At 65.6% G+C, this 15,991-nt stretch carries 13 protein-coding genes; 12 read left to right on the top strand and 1 reads right to left on the bottom strand.

Annotated elements, in window-relative coordinates:
- Positions 1 to 10 precede the first annotated feature (10 nt).
- The 4 genes from FHR22_RS00930 (at position 11) to FHR22_RS00915 (ending at position 4,518) form a co-directional block, all read left to right on the top strand.
- Positions 11 to 1,294: a D-tagatose-bisphosphate aldolase, class II, non-catalytic subunit gene (locus FHR22_RS00930; protein WP_166938002.1), complete on the top strand. Its 1,284-nt coding sequence runs from the start codon at positions 11 to 13 to the stop codon at positions 1,292 to 1,294.
- Positions 1,287 to 2,429, top strand: a complete 1,143-nt coding sequence (locus FHR22_RS00925; protein WP_166938000.1) for an SIS domain-containing protein — start codon at positions 1,287 to 1,289, stop codon at positions 2,427 to 2,429. Before FHR22_RS00930 ends, FHR22_RS00925 begins: the two co-directional genes overlap by 8 nt.
- Positions 2,426 to 3,400 (top strand): N-acetylglucosamine kinase, encoded by a 975-nt coding sequence (locus FHR22_RS00920; protein ID WP_166937998.1) that lies wholly within the window; start codon positions 2,426 to 2,428, stop codon positions 3,398 to 3,400. The genes FHR22_RS00925 and FHR22_RS00920 overlap by 4 nt, the downstream gene beginning before the upstream one ends.
- Before the next feature lie 209 nt (positions 3,401 to 3,609).
- Positions 3,610 to 4,518 (top strand): alpha/beta fold hydrolase, encoded by a 909-nt coding sequence (locus FHR22_RS00915; RefSeq protein WP_166937996.1) that lies wholly within the window; start codon positions 3,610 to 3,612, stop codon positions 4,516 to 4,518.
- Here the strand turns inward: FHR22_RS00915 and FHR22_RS00910 are convergent.
- A complete protein-coding gene (locus FHR22_RS00910; protein ID WP_166937994.1) occupies positions 4,508 to 5,434 on the bottom strand; it encodes a LysR substrate-binding domain-containing protein in 927 nt (308 codons plus the stop codon). The two genes, FHR22_RS00915 and FHR22_RS00910, sit on opposite strands and share 11 nt — an antisense overlap.
- Positions 5,435 to 5,541: 107 nt before the next feature.
- Between FHR22_RS00910 and FHR22_RS00905 the strand changes: the two genes are divergently transcribed.
- From FHR22_RS00905 to FHR22_RS00870, 8 genes are all read left to right on the top strand, one after another.
- Complete coding sequence (locus tag FHR22_RS00905; RefSeq protein WP_166937992.1) at positions 5,542 to 6,777, top strand: metal-dependent hydrolase family protein; 1,236 nt, start codon at positions 5,542 to 5,544, stop codon at positions 6,775 to 6,777.
- Positions 6,774 to 7,931 (top strand): MFS transporter, encoded by a 1,158-nt coding sequence (locus tag FHR22_RS00900; protein ID WP_166937990.1) that lies wholly within the window; start codon positions 6,774 to 6,776, stop codon positions 7,929 to 7,931. Before FHR22_RS00905 ends, FHR22_RS00900 begins: the two co-directional genes overlap by 4 nt.
- A 119-nt stretch (positions 7,932 to 8,050) precedes the next feature.
- Positions 8,051 to 8,836, top strand: a complete 786-nt coding sequence (locus FHR22_RS00895; RefSeq protein WP_166937988.1) for a 2OG-Fe(II) oxygenase — start codon at positions 8,051 to 8,053, stop codon at positions 8,834 to 8,836.
- Positions 8,837 to 8,892: 56 nt separating this feature from the next.
- Positions 8,893 to 11,151 (top strand): TonB-dependent receptor, encoded by a 2,259-nt coding sequence (locus FHR22_RS00890; RefSeq protein ID WP_166937986.1) that lies wholly within the window; start codon positions 8,893 to 8,895, stop codon positions 11,149 to 11,151.
- A 25-nt stretch (positions 11,152 to 11,176) separates the two neighbouring features.
- Positions 11,177 to 12,445 carry a M24 family metallopeptidase gene (locus FHR22_RS22205; RefSeq protein ID WP_166937984.1) on the top strand — a complete coding sequence of 423 codons (1,269 nt, stop codon included), beginning with the start codon at positions 11,177 to 11,179 and terminating at the stop codon, positions 12,443 to 12,445.
- A gap of 33 nt (positions 12,446 to 12,478) precedes the next feature.
- The gene (locus tag FHR22_RS00880; RefSeq protein ID WP_166937982.1) at positions 12,479 to 13,063 is read left to right on the top strand and encodes a twin-arginine translocation signal domain-containing protein; all 585 of its coding nucleotides are present in this window, start codon (positions 12,479 to 12,481) and stop codon (positions 13,061 to 13,063) included.
- A gap of 101 nt (positions 13,064 to 13,164) precedes the next feature.
- Complete coding sequence (locus FHR22_RS00875; RefSeq protein ID WP_243853404.1) at positions 13,165 to 14,586, top strand: ATP-grasp domain-containing protein; 1,422 nt, start codon at positions 13,165 to 13,167, stop codon at positions 14,584 to 14,586.
- Entirely contained in the window at positions 14,583 to 15,374 is a 792-nt protein-coding gene (locus FHR22_RS00870) for a sulfite exporter TauE/SafE family protein (RefSeq protein ID WP_166937980.1), read from the top strand. Before FHR22_RS00875 ends, FHR22_RS00870 begins: the two co-directional genes overlap by 4 nt.
- Positions 15,375 to 15,991: the final 617 nt, after the last annotated feature.

Genomic DNA, 15,991 nt, shown 5'->3' with positions numbered 1-15,991 from the left:
GAGCTCTTCGGTGAAAGCGATTCGAGATATCGTGCTGCGGCACAAGGCCGGTGAGCCGATCGGCGTCACATCGGTCTGCTCCGCGCACCCGCTGGTGATCGAGGCGACGCTGCGCCATGCGCTGCGCACCGCGCAGCCGATCGCGCTGGTCGAGGCAACGTGCAACCAGGTCAATCAGGACGGCGGCTATACCGGCATGCACCCCGCCGATTATCGCGACTTCGTCCAGTCGATCGCCGACAAGGCGGGCTTCCCGCGCGAGCGGCTGGTGCTGGGCGGCGACCATCTGGGGCCCAATCCCTGGACCGCCCTGTCCGCCGCCGACGCGATGGAGCGGGCCGAGACCATGGTCGCCCAATATGTCCGCGCGGGCTTCCGCAAGATTCATCTCGATTGTTCGATGAGCTGCGCGGATGACCCGGTGCCGCTTCCCGAACGCATCATCGCCGAACGCGCCGCGCGCCTGTGCCGCGCCGCAGAGAATGCGTTCGACGGCGACGACGCCGAGGCGCCGGTCTATGTCATCGGCACCGAAGTGCCGGTACCGGGCGGCGCCGCCGAGGATCTCGACGAACTGGCGCTGACGACGCCCGAAGCGGCGATCGCCACGGTCGACATGCACCGCGACCTGTTTCGCGCAACGGGCCTCGCCGACGCGTGGGAACGGGTGATCGCAACCGTCGTGCAGCCCGGCGTCGAGTTCGACCATGACAAGGTGGTCGACTATCGCCCCGGGAAAGCGGCCGCGCTCAGCCGCTCGATAGAGCCGGTCGCGAACCTCGTCTTCGAAGCCCACTCCACCGATTATCAGACCGCCGAGGCACTCGCATCGCTGGTTCGTGATCATTTCGCCATCCTGAAAGTCGGGCCCGGCGTCACCTTCGCGCTGCGCGAGGCGCTATGGGCACTCGACACGATCGAGGCCGAGCTTGTCACGCCCGAACATCGCGCCCGCCTGCGCGCCGTTGCGATCGAACGCATGCGGGCCGAGCCCGGCCATTGGCAAAAATATTATCATGCCGAGGGCGCGGCGCTGGATTTGCAGCTGCAATACAGCCTGTCCGACCGCATCCGCTATTATTGGCCCGACGCCGCGATCGTCGCAGCGCAGGATCGCCTCTTCGCCAACCTTCGCGAGACCGCGCCGACACTGTCGCTCGTCAGCCAGTATCTGCCCCTCGCTTATGCCGCAGTGCGCGCCGGGCGCGCGTCGCTCGACCCCGCCGACCTCGTCATGGCGCATATCAGCGCTGCCCTCGACGCTTATCATGGAGCTTGCCACCCCGATGCCTGACGCCTTGCTGGCCCCCGAAACCCCGGACGATGATGCCGAGCCCTTCACCCGCCGGGAAATCGCGCAGCAGCCGGAGACGTTGCGCGCAACCCAGGCGTTGCTCCGTGCGAACAAGGCGGCGATCGAAGCCTTCGTGGCGCCGCTGCTTGCCCGCCCCGACCTGCGCGTCGTCCTGACCGGCGCCGGCACTTCCGCCTTCATCGGCGAATGCTTGGCGCCGTGGCTGTCGCGCGAGCTCGGCCGGACGGTCGAGGCGATCGCGACCACCGATATCGTCAGCGGCCCGACCCTTCACCTCCGCCGCGACGCGCCGACGCTGCTCGTCTCCTTCGGCCGTTCGGGCAGCAGCCCCGAAAGTATCGCCGCCGCCGACCTGGTGGACGCGCATGTCGACGAAGCCTTCCACCTCATCGTCACCTGCAATGCCGAAGGCGCGTTGGGGCAGCGGCAAGGCGACAACATCCACGTCGTCGTGCTGCCCGAGGCGACGCACGACCGCGGCTTCGCCATGACCTCCAGCTTCAGTGCGATGATGCTCGCCGCGCTCTCGATCCTCAGCGGAATCGACAGGCTGGACGGCCGGGTCGAGGCGATCGCCGCGGCGGTGCAAGCCATGGTCGCGCACGCCGAACCTTTGGTCGCCGACCTGGCGGGCCGCGGCTTTCGGCGCGTGGTCTACCTCGGCAGCGGTGTGTTCAAGGGCCTGGCGCGCGAAGCGGCGCTGAAGCTCATGGAATTGAGCGATGGCGCGGTGGTGACGGCGTTCGACACGGCGCTCGGTTTTCGCCATGGTCCCAAGACCATCATCAATGCCGAGACGCTCGCCGTGGTTTTTGTCTCCAACGATCCGCTGACCCGCCTCTACGACCTCGACATCGTCCAGGAACTGCGCAGCGACGGCCACAGCGGCGCGGTCGTGATGGTCTCCGCCCAACCCGGCGACGATGCCGAGGTGGCGATTGCCGGCATGGCAGGCGCGGGCGACGCCGACCTGCTGTTCCCGTTCATCGTTCCGGCGCAGCTGTTCGGCCTGCACGTTTCGCTGGCGCTCGGGCTCACCCCCGACCGCCCCAATGCGAGCGGCACCGTCAACCGCGTCGTCCAGGGCGTGCGGATTCACGCGCCGGGCACATGACCGGCGGCATCTTCCTCGGCGTCGACGGCGGCGGCACCAAGACCGAGTTCGTTTGCATCGACGCGGCGGGCGCGGTCATCGCGCGCGCCGTCACCGGCACGACCTATCATCTGCAGGTCGGCGTCGACGAGGCGGTGCGCCGCCTCGACCAAGGGATCATGGCGGTCTGTGATACGCTAGGGGTCACACCTGCGGCGCTCGACCATAGTTTTTTCGGCCTGCCAGCCTATGGCGAGGACGGCGTCATCGATCCGCAGCTGGACGCCGCCTGCGCCCGCCTGCTCGGACATGATCGCTATCTGTGCGGCAACGACATGATCTGCGGCTGGGCGGGCTCGCTGGGCTGCGAGGACGGGATCAATATCGTCGCGGGCACGGGATCGATCGGCTATGGCGAACGCGAGGGCCAATCCGCGCGCGCGGGCGGATGGGGCGAGGTCTTCGGCGACGAAGGATCGGCCTATTGGATCGCCGTGCAGGGACTGGCGCTGTTCGCGCGGATGAGCGACGGCCGCGCACCCAAGGATGTTCTGCACGACCGGATTGTCGATGCCCTGTCGTTGGATCACGATCTGGAGCTGTGCGAGCGCATCATGGGAACCGACCGGATGGGCCGCGGCGAAATCGCCGGTCTCGCCAGCGTCGTGTCCAAAGCGGCGGCGGAAGGCGATCGGGGCGCGGCCGCGATCCTCAACGCCGCGGCCGCAGAGCTCGCGGCGATTGCGGGCGCGCTGAGAAAAAGCCTCGGTTTCCCCGATGGGATGCCAGTATCGATATCATGGTCCGGCGGCGTGCTGAGCCAGGAACCGCTGGTCCGCCGCCCGTTTCTGGAAGCGTTGGAGGAAAAGGAATTCCGGTTCGTCGAGCCGCGGTTTGCCCCGGGCCATGGCGCCGCGCTTTACGCCAGAAAGCAGGCGCTTCGCTTGTCCGAAAGCAACGAGGAACTTCGGCAGATGCGCCGCGACCGGTAACGGCGGTTTGCGGCCCGTCCGCTTTCGAACTGAAATGATCGGAAACGGACATCTTAGGCTGCGTAGCGGTTCGCAATTCGGTCCGGGATGACGGCCGTCGACGATCCACTGCATAGCCTGTTGTCATGCGTGCATCTGATCTTTGCGGTCGCCATATATCGGCTTCCTTCCTAATCGCTGGGACGACCGATTTTTTGGAGAGAGAGCCCATGACCGTCCGCAAGCCGCGCCATCTTGTCCTTGCGCTTTGCCTCGGCCTCGCCGCGCCGGGCCTTGCCTCTGCGCACCAGCCGACATCGCCGGATCCGCATGGCGAGACGCTTTATCACGTTGCGATCGGTGCGCCGGGCGAGGTCCCGCTGGTCGCCGTCAATGGCGGACCCGGCTTCGACCACAGCTATCTCATCAATGCGCCGGCGTGGAAGGAAATGTCCGCGCGTCGCCAAATCATCTTCTACGACCAGCGTGGCACCGGCAAATCGCCCCCGGCCCGAAGTCCCGAAGATATGACTGTCGATCGCATGGTCCGCGATCTCGAAGCGTTGCGGCAGCAGTTGAAGGTCGAACGGATCGATCTGCTCGGCCATTCATTCGGCGGCATCATTTCGATGGCCTATGCCGCCCGCTACCCCCGGCATGTCGCGCATCTCGTTCTGGTCGGATCGGGCGCGGCCAAACCCGCCGAACATGAATTTCTCTTCGACAAGCTTTATCCGGAGATTGTCGCCGCCATTCCCCCCGACTCCAGTCCGGCGGGGCAGATGGGATGCATCGCGATCGACGCCTATGACCGCATGTCCTATTACGACCAGCGCAATCGTGCCTTGGAAAGCGGCGACGCCGGCACCTTTTCGCAGGAGGTCTGTACCGAGGTCATGCTCGATGCGATGAAGCTCGACCTTTATCCCGCCCTCGCCAAGCTCGACGTTCCGACACTCGTCATCAACGGACGCTTCGATGCGAATGTTTCGCCGACAGTCGCGTACAAGATCAGCCAAACCATCCCGGGTGCACGGCTGGTCTATTTCGAACGGAGCGGACATTCACCCCAGGTCGAGGAGCCGGAGAAATTCGCGCTCGAAGTCGAACGCTTCCTGGCGGGCAGCGTCACGAAATAGCCGGAGCAGCCGGCGGTTCGGGATGCACCAGCACCTCGATCACCGCCTCGATCACGGCCTCGCAGGCGTCGGCGCGGTGGACGACGTAGAAGGCATGCCCCGAGGTCATCGACCGGTTCGCCAAACGCACCAGCTGGCCCGTTTCCAGGTAGGGATCGACGATACCGCGCCAGCCGAGCACGACGCCGCGCCCCGCCAGCGCTTCCTGCAGCATCGGCGTATAAGCACTGAACATCGGGCCATCGTGCGATGGTGCGATGCCGAGATCGCCAAACCAGTCGAGCCAATCGACGCGGCCCTGCGCATCGGGCGCAAAATGCAGCAACGGCGCTTGGCCCCATGCCTCTGGACTATCTTCGGCTAGCCCCGGGAACTGCGCCAGCATCGCCGGCGTGCAAACGGGGAAAACTTCTTCTTCCAGAAGTTTGCGATGCCTGAGGCCGGGCCAATCAGACGGTTCGCCATAGCGGATCGACAAATCCACTTCGTCGGCATCGAAGCTCTGATAGGTGTCAGAGGTGATCAGCCGGAGCTGCGCCTTGGGCAGCACCGCGCGCAACATGCCGAACCGCGGCATCAGCCAGTCGTGCGCCATCGCATAGGTGCAGGCGATCGTGAAACTGTCCGCTTCACCGCGCCGGCGGCGGATGGCATCGACGCTGTCGCGAATACGGCCAAGCCCGGACAGGATCGCGTCGGCCAGCGTTTCCCCCGCCCCGGTGAGCGCAAGCCGGTTACCGCTTCGCATGAAAAGCGTGACGCCAAGATCCGCTTCCAAATTCGATACGTGGCGGCTGACCGCCGACTGCGCGATATTGAGCTCGGCCGCCGCGCGCGTGAAGCTGCGATGCCGCGCCGCCGCTTCAAACACGGCGAGCGCGTTCAGCGGGGGCAGGGATTGGCGCAGGCTCCTCATCGCCGTCTTCATATCAAAAAGGCATCGAGTGTCCACATTTCTCTTGTTACGGGACGGCCGTGCCGCGCCTAGGCTGCCCCCTTCAGTCAAGACCGATGGGGGACAAGTTGGCGATCATCGCATTCGAAAATGCCCGCGTGTTGAACGAGAGTGCCGACGGTTATCGCGAGGATTGCCATGTGGTGGTCGAAAACGGCCGGATCGCGGCGGTCGATAGCGGCCCGGCGCGCGTCGCCAATGCGGATATCATCGATGTTCGCGGCGGCGCCCTGATCCCCGGCCTGATCGATGTCCATATCCATGCCCGGCTTTCGAGCGCCAACGCGGTCCAGCTTCTCGATCATCCGGCGACCTATTCCGCGGCCCATGCCGCGCGGATGCTGCGACACGCGCTCGATTGCGGGTTTACCAGCCTGCGCGATGTCGGCGGCGGCGATCATGGCCTCGCGCAGGCGATCGAAGATGGGCTCATCCCCGGGCCACGCCTCTTCTATGCCGGCCGCACGCTTTCGATGACCGGCGGTCATGGCGACATGCGCCCCAGCCATGAGGATGTCGAGCCGTGCGGGTGCAGCCGGATGACCATGATCGCGCATGTCGTCGACGGCGCCGACGAAGTGCGCCGCGCCGCGCGCGAGGAATTGCGCATGGGCGCGCACTGTATCAAGATCATGCTGTCGGGCGGTGTGCTTTCGCCCACCGATCCCATCTGGATGCAGCAGTTCACCGATGACGAAGTGCAGGCCGCGGTTGAGGAGGCGGCGCGGTGGCGCCGCTATGTCGCGGCGCATGCCCACACCGCCGAGGCGGTGATGCGCGCCGCGCTGCTGGGGGTGCGGACCGTCGAGCATGCGACGCTGATCTCACCGGAAGCCGCCGCGGCGCTGCGCGACGCCGGCGGCTTTGCTGTGCCGACCCTGTCGGTGGTGATGGCGCTGTCCGAGCGCGGCGATACGCTCGGCCTGCCCGCGACGGCGGCGGCGAAGGCAAAGGAGATTGCCCACCTTGCAATGCAGGGCTTCGAGACCGCATGGCGCGCGGACGTCCCGCTGGGTTTCGGCACCGACCTGCCCGGCGACGTGTTCGACATGCAGGCGCGCGAATTCGTCTATCGCCGCGAGGTTCAGCCGGCCGCTGCGATCTTGCGATCGGCAACGGTCACCGGCGCCGAGATATTGGGGCGGCCCGACCTCGGCCGCGTCGTTCCGGGCGCCGTGGCAGACCTGCTCGTCGTCGACGGCGACCCGCTCGAGGATATTGCGCTGCTCGCCGAAGATGGCCGGCGCCTGCGCGCGATCATGAAGGCGGGCCGGCTCCACAAGCGCAAGCCACGGCCGGCATGACGGCGCAAATGGCGCCCGCGTCGACGCCTCCCGCCTCGACACCCCCCTTCTCGACATGGGCCGCGATCTATCTGGGCGTGGCGGCGGCAACGCTGCCGGCGGTCCTGCCCGTGATGGTGGGCGTGTTCGCGGACCGGTTTGGCTACGGCGTCGCCGGGGCAGGCACGATCGCCGCACTGAACATGGGCGGCATCCTGATCGGCAGCTTGCTATGCCCGCTGATTACGGCCCGCTTTGGCTGGGCCGCAGTCATTCGCGCCGCTCTTGCGGTGATGATCGCCGGCAATTTGCTGACCATGCTCGACGACCATTATGGCTATGTCGCGGCGACCCGCTTCCTCTCCGGGCTGGGTGAAGGCGTGGTCGGCGGAATCTGCTATGCGGCGATGGGCCGGTCGACGCGCCCCGAGCGCAGCATCAGCATCTATTTCGCGGGCCAGTCGATCGTCGGCATGGTCGGCATGGGCAGCTTTGGCTGGATCGCGGCCAGTCTGGGATGGCCCTGGCTTTTCCTGATCCTGTCTCTGATCGCCCTTCCCGGCTTCTGGCTTGCCCCCGTCATCGGCAGGGCGCAGCCGGCGCCGGGGAGAGTGCGTCAGAGCCGGCTGTCCGCCAACCCGCTTGTCATTGGCGCGCTGGGGTGCATCCTCCTCTATTTCGTCGGCATGGCCTCGCTGTGGCCGTTTCTCGAACGCATCGGCATCGGCAAGGGGCTCGCGCCCGGGACGGTCGCCTTCGCGCTGTCCGTTTCGGCGTTCGGCAGCCTCGCGGGTTCGCTCGTCGCGAGCGTGGTGGCCGATCGCCTGCCGCGGACCGTCGGCCTGTTGTCGGGGCTCGGCCTCCTCGTCGCCGGTGTCGGGGGGCTTGCGTTCCTGTCCGGCACCGCGCCCTTCATCCTTTCGGTCAGCCTGTTCGCCTTTGCCTGGCCCTTTCAATATGCGTTTCAATTCGGCCTGCTGGCATCGGTCGACCGCGACGGGCGGCTGATCGCGCTGACCCCGGCGGTGACCGGCGGCGGCCTCGCGATCGGGCCGGCGATCGGCGGGCTGCTGCTCCAGAATCTGTCGCTTGGTGCCGTTGGAGCCTTTTGCCTCCTGTGCGTCGTCCTTGCCGTCGCAGGGACGGTCAGCTTGCGCGCCCGTCCGGCCGATTGAGATTCTGATCCATCACATTTCGAGATGCTAACACAGAAATACTCTTCTGGCGGCAGGCTCCATGCATGCGATTATCTCATGGAGCGGATTTCTTCCGGCCGTCTTTGTCAGGAGCCTTCATGTCGATCGTCAACGCCACGCTATATCCCCTGTCCGATCCCGATCGTCGTGCCGCGATCGTCGACCGGGCCGCCAGCCAGCTCGGAGCGGATGGCGCGGCCGCCTTTCCCGGTTTCATCGCGCCCGATGCGCTGGCCGAGATGGTGGCCGAAGCCGCCGCGAAATTCCCCCTCGCCTACCGCCGGGACCAGCGGCTCGGCTTCAACCCGCAAGGCCCGATCGCGGCCGTTGCCGACGAAGAACTGCGCAGCCGCACCTCGCCCTATTCGATGTGGATATTGGGGTCGGACCTGCTCGATTCGGCCGGCGCGCTGCGCCGCTTCTATGAATCGGAAGAGCTGATGTCGCTCGTCCGCGACGCGCTGGACATCGACAGCCTCCACACGATCGCCGATCCGCTGATCAACATCAACCTCACCTATATGGGCGTGGGCGATCAGCAGGGCTGGCATTTCGACGACAATGACTTCGTCGTCTCGCTGTTGCTCCAGGAGGCCGAAACCGGCGGCGCGTTCGAATATGCCCCCGGCGTCGACGATGCGCCGCCCGAGGATATCCACGCCATTCTCGACGGCGCGTCGCCCCGAACCCGCCTTCAGAAGGTCGGGGCGGGTACCCTGCTGCTCTTCCGCGGCCGCCGGGCGTTGCACCGCGTGACCGAGGTTGCCGGAAACACGCAGCGGATCATCGCGCTGCTCAGCTACCATCGCGAGCCTGGTTTCATTTACGCGGACACGGTCAAGCAAAACGGGCTCGGCCGCACCGAAGTGCTTGCGGCGCCGTAAAGGGTGCCGCGCGGCGGATCGACGCCGAAACAAGAAAATAATCGAGAGGGATTGATATGTTGAAGCGGACCATGATGATTTCCTTGCTGACGGGCTGCGTCCTTGCCCCGCCGGCATATGCGCAGAGCGAAGCCGGCACCGGCGAAGGGTCGGGCGGCGACATTGTCGTGACCGCCCAGCGGCGCGAAAGCCGGCTTCAGGACGTGCCGCAGGCGGTGACCGCCTTTGGCAGCGAGGCGCTCGAGCGCCTGGCAATCCGCGACACCGAAAGCCTGGTCCGCAATACGCCCAGCCTGACCTTCACGCCCGTCGGTCCGGGCGAGTCCAACATCGGGCTTCGCGGTCTCGGCACCGATCTCGGCCTCGCGCCGGCGGTCGCGGTCTATATCAACGATACGCCGTTCGATTTCCGGACCGATGTCTACAGCGGCACGCCGAGCATCGATCTGTTCGACATGCAGCGCGTCGAAGTCCTGCGCGGGCCGCAAGGCACGCTGTTCGGATCGAGTTCGACCGGCGGGACCATTCGCTTCATCACCAACCAGCCCGATCCTTCGGCTTTCGGCGCGCACGGCGAGGCCTTCGTCAACAGCGTCAAGGGCGGCGGCGAAGGATTTGGCGCAAAGGCAGCCATCAACCTGCCGATTGCAGCCAACGCGGCGCTGCGCCTGACCGGTACTTATGAGAAGATCGCCGGCTATATCGATCGCTACAACGGCACGCTCGCGGGTTTTTCCGCGCCGCAATCCGCCGACAGGCTGGCCGAGAAGAACGCCAACGGTGCCGAAGTCTTCGGCATCCGCGCCGCGGTGCGGCTGGAGGCCGGCGACGATCTCACGCTCACGCCAAGCCTGTTCTTTCAGCGGATCAACGGCGGCAATCCGATTGCGACGCAGACCAACCTGCCGGGTTTCGGCCGTGCGAGTGCGATCGGCCCGGAACCATCGCGCACCGACCTGTTCGTCGCCAACCTGACCGTCGAGAAGAAGCTCGGCGATATCGATCTGGTTTCATCGAGTTCCTTCCTTCGCAAAAAGGCGGACTCACTCCACGACTATAGCCTGCTCAGCCACAATATTTTCGGCGAGTTCGCGCCGTTCGGCAGCCGGACGCCGGGCAAGGCGGACACCTATGCGCAGGAATTGCGGCTGACCTCGTCGAACGGCGGCCCGCTCAACTGGATCGCGGGCCTCTATTTCAGCCACACCAACCAGACGCTGGGCGAGGATTTCGAGGGGCAGGCATTTTCCGATCTGCTCAACGACCTGTTCGGCCCGGCCGACGGCCCGGTCGGACCGAACAGCTATAACTATATCCAGAAAACCTCCGAGCAGCAGATCGCCGGCTTCGCCGAAATCAATTTCAAGGCCACCGACCAGCTCGAACTGATCGCCGGGGTGCGGGTTTATCAACTGAAGAACACGCTCGAGGCGAGCTGCCGGGAAGCTATTCCCGGCGTTCTATGCGGAGAGGACTCGCCGCGCGGCACCGCGAAGACGACGAGCGCCAGCCCGCGTTTCACGGTGAAATACCAACCCATCGACAACGCCACCCTTTATGCCACCGTCTCGCGCGGCTTCCGGGCCGGCGGCGCAAACGCAGCGATCTCCCCGGCACTCGGATGCGCGCTTGCCGAATCGGCGGGTCAGGTCTTCAATCCCGATTCGGTCTGGAACTACGAGGTCGGGGCCAAGGTCGAAACATCCGATCGGGTGCTGACCGTAAACGGTGCCGCCTATCGGATCGAACAAAAGGGCATCCAGCTTTCGATCCCGGACCCCTGCGGCATCCAGTTCTTCGCCAATGCCGGCGACGCCCGCATCGACGGCGCCGAACTGGAAATGAGCCTGCGTCCGTCGCGCCATGTGATGATCAGCGGGCAAATGAGCTACACCGACGCGACCTTTTCCAGCGTCCCGGCCGATTTCGGCGCCTCGGCAGGCTATGCCAAGGGCGACCCGATCCCTGAAACGCCGCGCTGGAAATTCTCGCTTTCGTCCGAACTGCGCCATCCGGTGAGCGATGCGTGGGAAGTCTATGCCCGCGGAGCCTGGCAGCATGTCGGAAAGACACCTTTCGGTATCGATGGCGCACTCAACTCGGGGCGGTTCCGTCCGGCTTACGACATTGCGAATTTCGACATCGGCGCCGAGGGCGACACTCTCGATATCAGCCTGTTCGTCCGCAATGCCTTCAACAAGCGTGGCATCCTGGGTATCGGTTCGGGAGCGGTCAGCACGATTTCGGGCGTGTTTGAAAATGTGACCTATGCGACGCCGCGAACCATCGGCCTGACGGTCCGCATCAAGGGCTGATCGGCTTATTTTCGGGAGACGGAACGTGGCCGCCAACAATTATTTTCCGCGCGAGGAATATGAGGCGCGCTGGCAGCGGGTGTGGGACGCGATGCGCGCGAAGGGTTATGACCATCTGCTCGTCTGGTCGCGCGGGGCTGGGTCCTATGACCGGCTTGGCAATGGTCTCTGGCTCACGAACTTCGCCAATAATGGCACGGGCCAGGATTGGGCGGACGACGTCCAGATGGGCGCCTGGACCTTTTCGGCGGTGCTGTTCAGGGACGGCCGCGCGCCCGAACTGCATAGCGCCCAGCCGCCGCAAGAAACCGAATATGCCAAGGCCGTCTGCGGCGAACTGATCGTCCACGAACCAAGCCTGATCACCGGGCTTCCCGAATATTTCCGCAAGCACGGCATCGAGGGGCGCGTCGCGGTGGTCGGCGATGACGTGCTTCCCGGGCTTTACGATCGGCGATTGCGCAGCCTGACCCCGCAGATCGAATGGGTGACCGACGAATGGTTCCTGCTCGAACCCCAGCGCGTGAAGTCGAAGCGCGAACAGGAGGCGTTCAGGACCGCGGGCGATATCACCACCCATGCCTTGGCCGCCGGCATGGACGCGCTGATCGCCGGCGAGACATCGGCGGAGGCCGCGGCGCGCACGGCGATGGAAATCATGCGGCGCGGCGGGTGCTTTTCACGCATCGACATGCATCATGGCGCGCATGCGGAGCGCTTCCTCCTCGGCGACATGCTCTGCGGCTATGACACCAGCGCGCCGAAAAAGGGCGACATGGTGCGCGGATGGATTCAGGGGCCGATCTTCCAGGGCTATTGGCTCGATCCCGGCCGCACCGCCGTTTGCGGGGGCCGTCCGACGAAGGAACAGCGACATATCCTGGAAGGCGCCACCGAAGTGTGCAAGGCGATCATCAGGGCGATCCGCCCCGGCGTCACCCCAAGGCAGCTCGGGGCGATCGGCGAACAAGCCGCCTTGCGTTATGCGGGGGATGGCATCGACCTGAATCTGGGAATTTTCGGCCATCAGATGGGCACATTCTACGGACCGCACATCATTCCGGCAGGCGATCCCGGCGCGCTTGAGGACATCAAGGAAGAGCAGGGCACATCGGCCAACGAAATCATGTTCAAGGAATATGAAAAGATCGACGAACCCTATGAGCCCGGCATGCTGATCGCCGTCGAAGCCTTTATGAAGCATCCAGGGGTGGGCATGAGCGGCCTCGAAGACCATGTTCTGGTCACAAAGGACGGCTGCGAACAGATAACGAATACGCCATTCTATCTTTGAACAGGCGGGATCGGGGTTTCAGGGGATCGAGCAATGCACACGAACCGGCGACAATTTATCGCGCGATCGGCGATCGGCGGGCTCGGCCTTGTCGCCGCCCCTCTCCTGCCATCGGGGTCAGCCCGCGCGGGCGCATTACCTCTCCGGGCGGACGCCCCGCCGATCATCGCTTCGCTCGCGCGCTATTACCGGCTTTCGTCCCAAGACGGGGAGCGGCACGGGGAGCAGCACGAGGATTTCGGCTGGGTCCAGATCGACCTGGGCGCCGCCAGGCCGATCGATGCGATCCGGTTGCGCCCGGTGGAGACCGGCGTGGTGCCGGGACACCGGTCCCCGGTCCATTTCTGCATCGACTGTTCCGATGATCCGGCGTTTGGGGAAATGCAACCGCTCGTCAGCTGGCGCGCGGAGCATCTTGCCGACCCGGCGAATCGCCTTGCCCGCTTCCCGCGGAAAGCCGTGACTGCCCGATATATCCGGCTGGGTGCGAGCGCCGAAAACCTCTTCGGCGGCGCCCTATTGCCGTCCGGACTTGCCACGATAGAAATCCTGTCGGGCGGCGTCACCATGCCCGTCGCGGTGCGACGATGGCAAGCGAACCACCGTCGCCGCGGGTGAGATCGGAGGGCCGGCCCGGCGCTCCCATCGCGAACCGGATCGACATAGGCTGCCTTCCATGGGAGGATGAGCGTGCGCTGACCGGACCGCCGGACGCGGCGATGAACAAACCGGCGATCGGGGCGTTTCGGCACGGCATGGTTCCTTTTGCGATGGAGATGGTTTTGCGGGGTTGGATATTATTCCATCGGGATCTCGATCCGGCCCTGCCCGAGGTTCCCGAAATCCTGCGCTTTCAGGAAGCGGCCGCGGCGCGCGGCATCGAACTGCTCGTACTCAAGCCCCACAATTTCGACATTGTGGCGGCGCCCGACGAGGGATGGTCGGTCCATTACGAGGATCATTCGCTCGAGCGCCCCGATTTCATCCTCTGCCGCACCGGTGCCGAGACCGATTATTTCACCCTCGCCGTCCTGCGGCATTTCGAGCGGCGCGGCGTGCGGCTGGTCAACGGGCCCGAGACGATCGACCTGGTCGCCGACAAGCTGCACACGATGCAGCGGCTGGCGCGCGCGGGTCTGCCGATCCCCGCGACGATCCTCGGCAAATTCCCGATGGATATCGACGTCGTCGAGGCCGAGCTGGGTTTCCCCGTCATCGTCAAGACATTGCGCGGAACGCGCGGCACCGGCGTTCTCAAATGCGAGGACCGCAGCCAGTTCGAGGATCTGGCCGGCCTGCTCGAAAGCGCCGATGCCAAGGCCGATTTCCTGTTTCAGCATTATGTCCGGTCGAGCCACGGGCGCGACGTCCGCGTCCTCGTGATCGGCGGCCGCGTGATGGCGGCGATGGAACGGCGATCGCCGGCGGGCCAGTTCAAATCGAATGTCTCACTCGGCGGCATCGGCATCGCCTATACGCTTACCGGCGAAATGGCCGAGCTTGCGGCGCGCGCCGCCGACACGCTGGGGCTGGAGGTCGCAGGGATCGACATCCTGTTCGACGACGACGGTTATCGCATTTGCGAGGCGAATTCGGCGCCGGGATTCCAGGGGCTCGAACGCGCCTGCGGGATCGACGTGCCGAATGCGATCTTCGACTGGGTCGAGGCGAGCCAGGCGGTGCAGGACCGGCCGATCAAGGCGGTCACCGGCGAGGCGCTGATCGATCTGGTGTTCGGCGGGCGCCTGCGCCTGCGCGCGATCAGCGACCGGCTGGGCGAGCGGCGCGTCTTCGCCCGCGCGGTCGGGGTGCGGCTGGTCGGCGCGGGGGTCGCGTCGCTGTTCACCTCGCTGGCGCCGACCGATCGCGTCGAACGGCACAGCATTGTGGCCAGCCGCCTCGAGCATCTGCGCGCCGACGCGCGCGGTGTGCCGCTGACCGCCGATGCCGATGTCGAGCAGGAGCAGACGCTGCTGACCTTGCTCGCGGTCTCGATCTGGGCCGCGATCCTGCCTTGGCTGGCGGGAAGCGAACCGTTGTTCGCGGGCAGCATGTCGCTGCTGGCGCTCTGTTTCCCCGCAGCTTTCCTTCTGACGCGCCGCAAGCCCGCAAGAGCTGGCAGAAGGGAGACGGCGCGATGATCCCGTGGGCCGAGCTTTCGTTGACGGCCTTGCTCCCTTTCATCCTGATCGGTTTCACGGCGCAGCTGATCGACAGCGCGCTGGGGATGGCTTTCGGTGTGGTCGGGACGGCGTTGCTGCTGGTGCTCGGCCTGCCCCCCGCGTCCGCCTCGGCCGCGATCCATGCGGCCGAAAGCTTCACGAGCGGCGTGTCGGGGGTCAGCCATGCGTTGCAGCGCAACGTCGACTGGCGGCTGTTCCGCCGCCTCGTCGTCCCGGGCATCATCGGCGGCGCGATCGGCGTGTTCGTCTTGACCAGCCTCGCCAACGACGTCGCGCGGCCCGTGGTGCTTACCTATCTCGGCGCCGTCGGTATCTATCTGCTCTGGCGCGGCGCGCGGCGGCCGCAGACCTATCGCGACCTGAAATTCGTCGGCAGCCTCGGATTCGTCGGCGGTATCTTCGATGGCTCGGGCGGGGGCGGATGGGGTCCGATCGCGACCGCCAATCTCCTTGCCCAGGGGGGCGAGCCGCGGCGGATCATCGGCACGGTCAATGCATCGGAGTTTTTCGTGACCGTGACCATCGCCGCCGGTTTCATCGGCACGATGGGCTGGAAGACCTTCAGCCAGGTCGCGATCGGCCTGCTCATCGGCGGCGTTCTCGGCGCCCCGATCGGCGCCTGGCTCGTCCGCCGCCTGCGCGCCGAACTGCTCGTTACCGGGGCAGGGGCCTTGCTGCTGATCGCCAGCGCTTATGGCTTCTTCGCGCTGATGTTCGATCCCGTGCCGCGGTTTCCGGGGTTTTGAGGGTGAATGCTTAATATCCGTCGCCCCCGCGAAGGCGGGGGCCGCTGGCAACCTTGCGCTAGGCCGACAGCGGCCCCCGCCTTCGCGGGGGCGACGCCTTATTTCGGCCAAACGCACGCGCACCATCAAACCTCCGCTTGTCGTCTGAAAGATTTTCTTCGTCGCAAAAGCGGACCCGTGTCATTGACGAATCTAAAATCAATCGTTTAAGTTGACATTGTCGCTCGGCGCTGGTCGAGACGGGTGACGGCTCTCCCCTCGACCCGCGGCTTTTGACCGGGAAGCAGCTTGCTCCGCGTTACCAACAGCTAAAGCGCGTGATGCTCGGGCGACAGCGCCAGGCATTGCGTTCCCCCTGAAGGGGTATTGCGATGCGTATGTGTAGCACCAGACACTAGATCCTCGCCGATCCTGCGCGTGGGATAGCGGACCGACCGCATCCCGTTCCGCGCAGCGGCGCCTCCTCCCTCCCCGCCGCGCGCTCCTCACGCGAGACACTCGTGGCACAACGTCCGGCGCGCGCCTGCGTGCCGGCGCGGGGAACATCATGCCTTTGCTGACCCAATCCGACCTGTCGGATCTGGCTCGCTATCCTGCGTCCCTGCGCAGCGCCGCGC

It is taken from the genome of Sphingopyxis panaciterrae (assembly GCF_011762125.1).
Taxonomy (GTDB): Bacteria; Pseudomonadota; Alphaproteobacteria; order Sphingomonadales; family Sphingomonadaceae; genus Sphingopyxis; species Sphingopyxis panaciterrae.
Note: the sequence above shows the minus strand (reverse complement) of the source record. Positions and strands in the feature narration are given on the sequence as shown.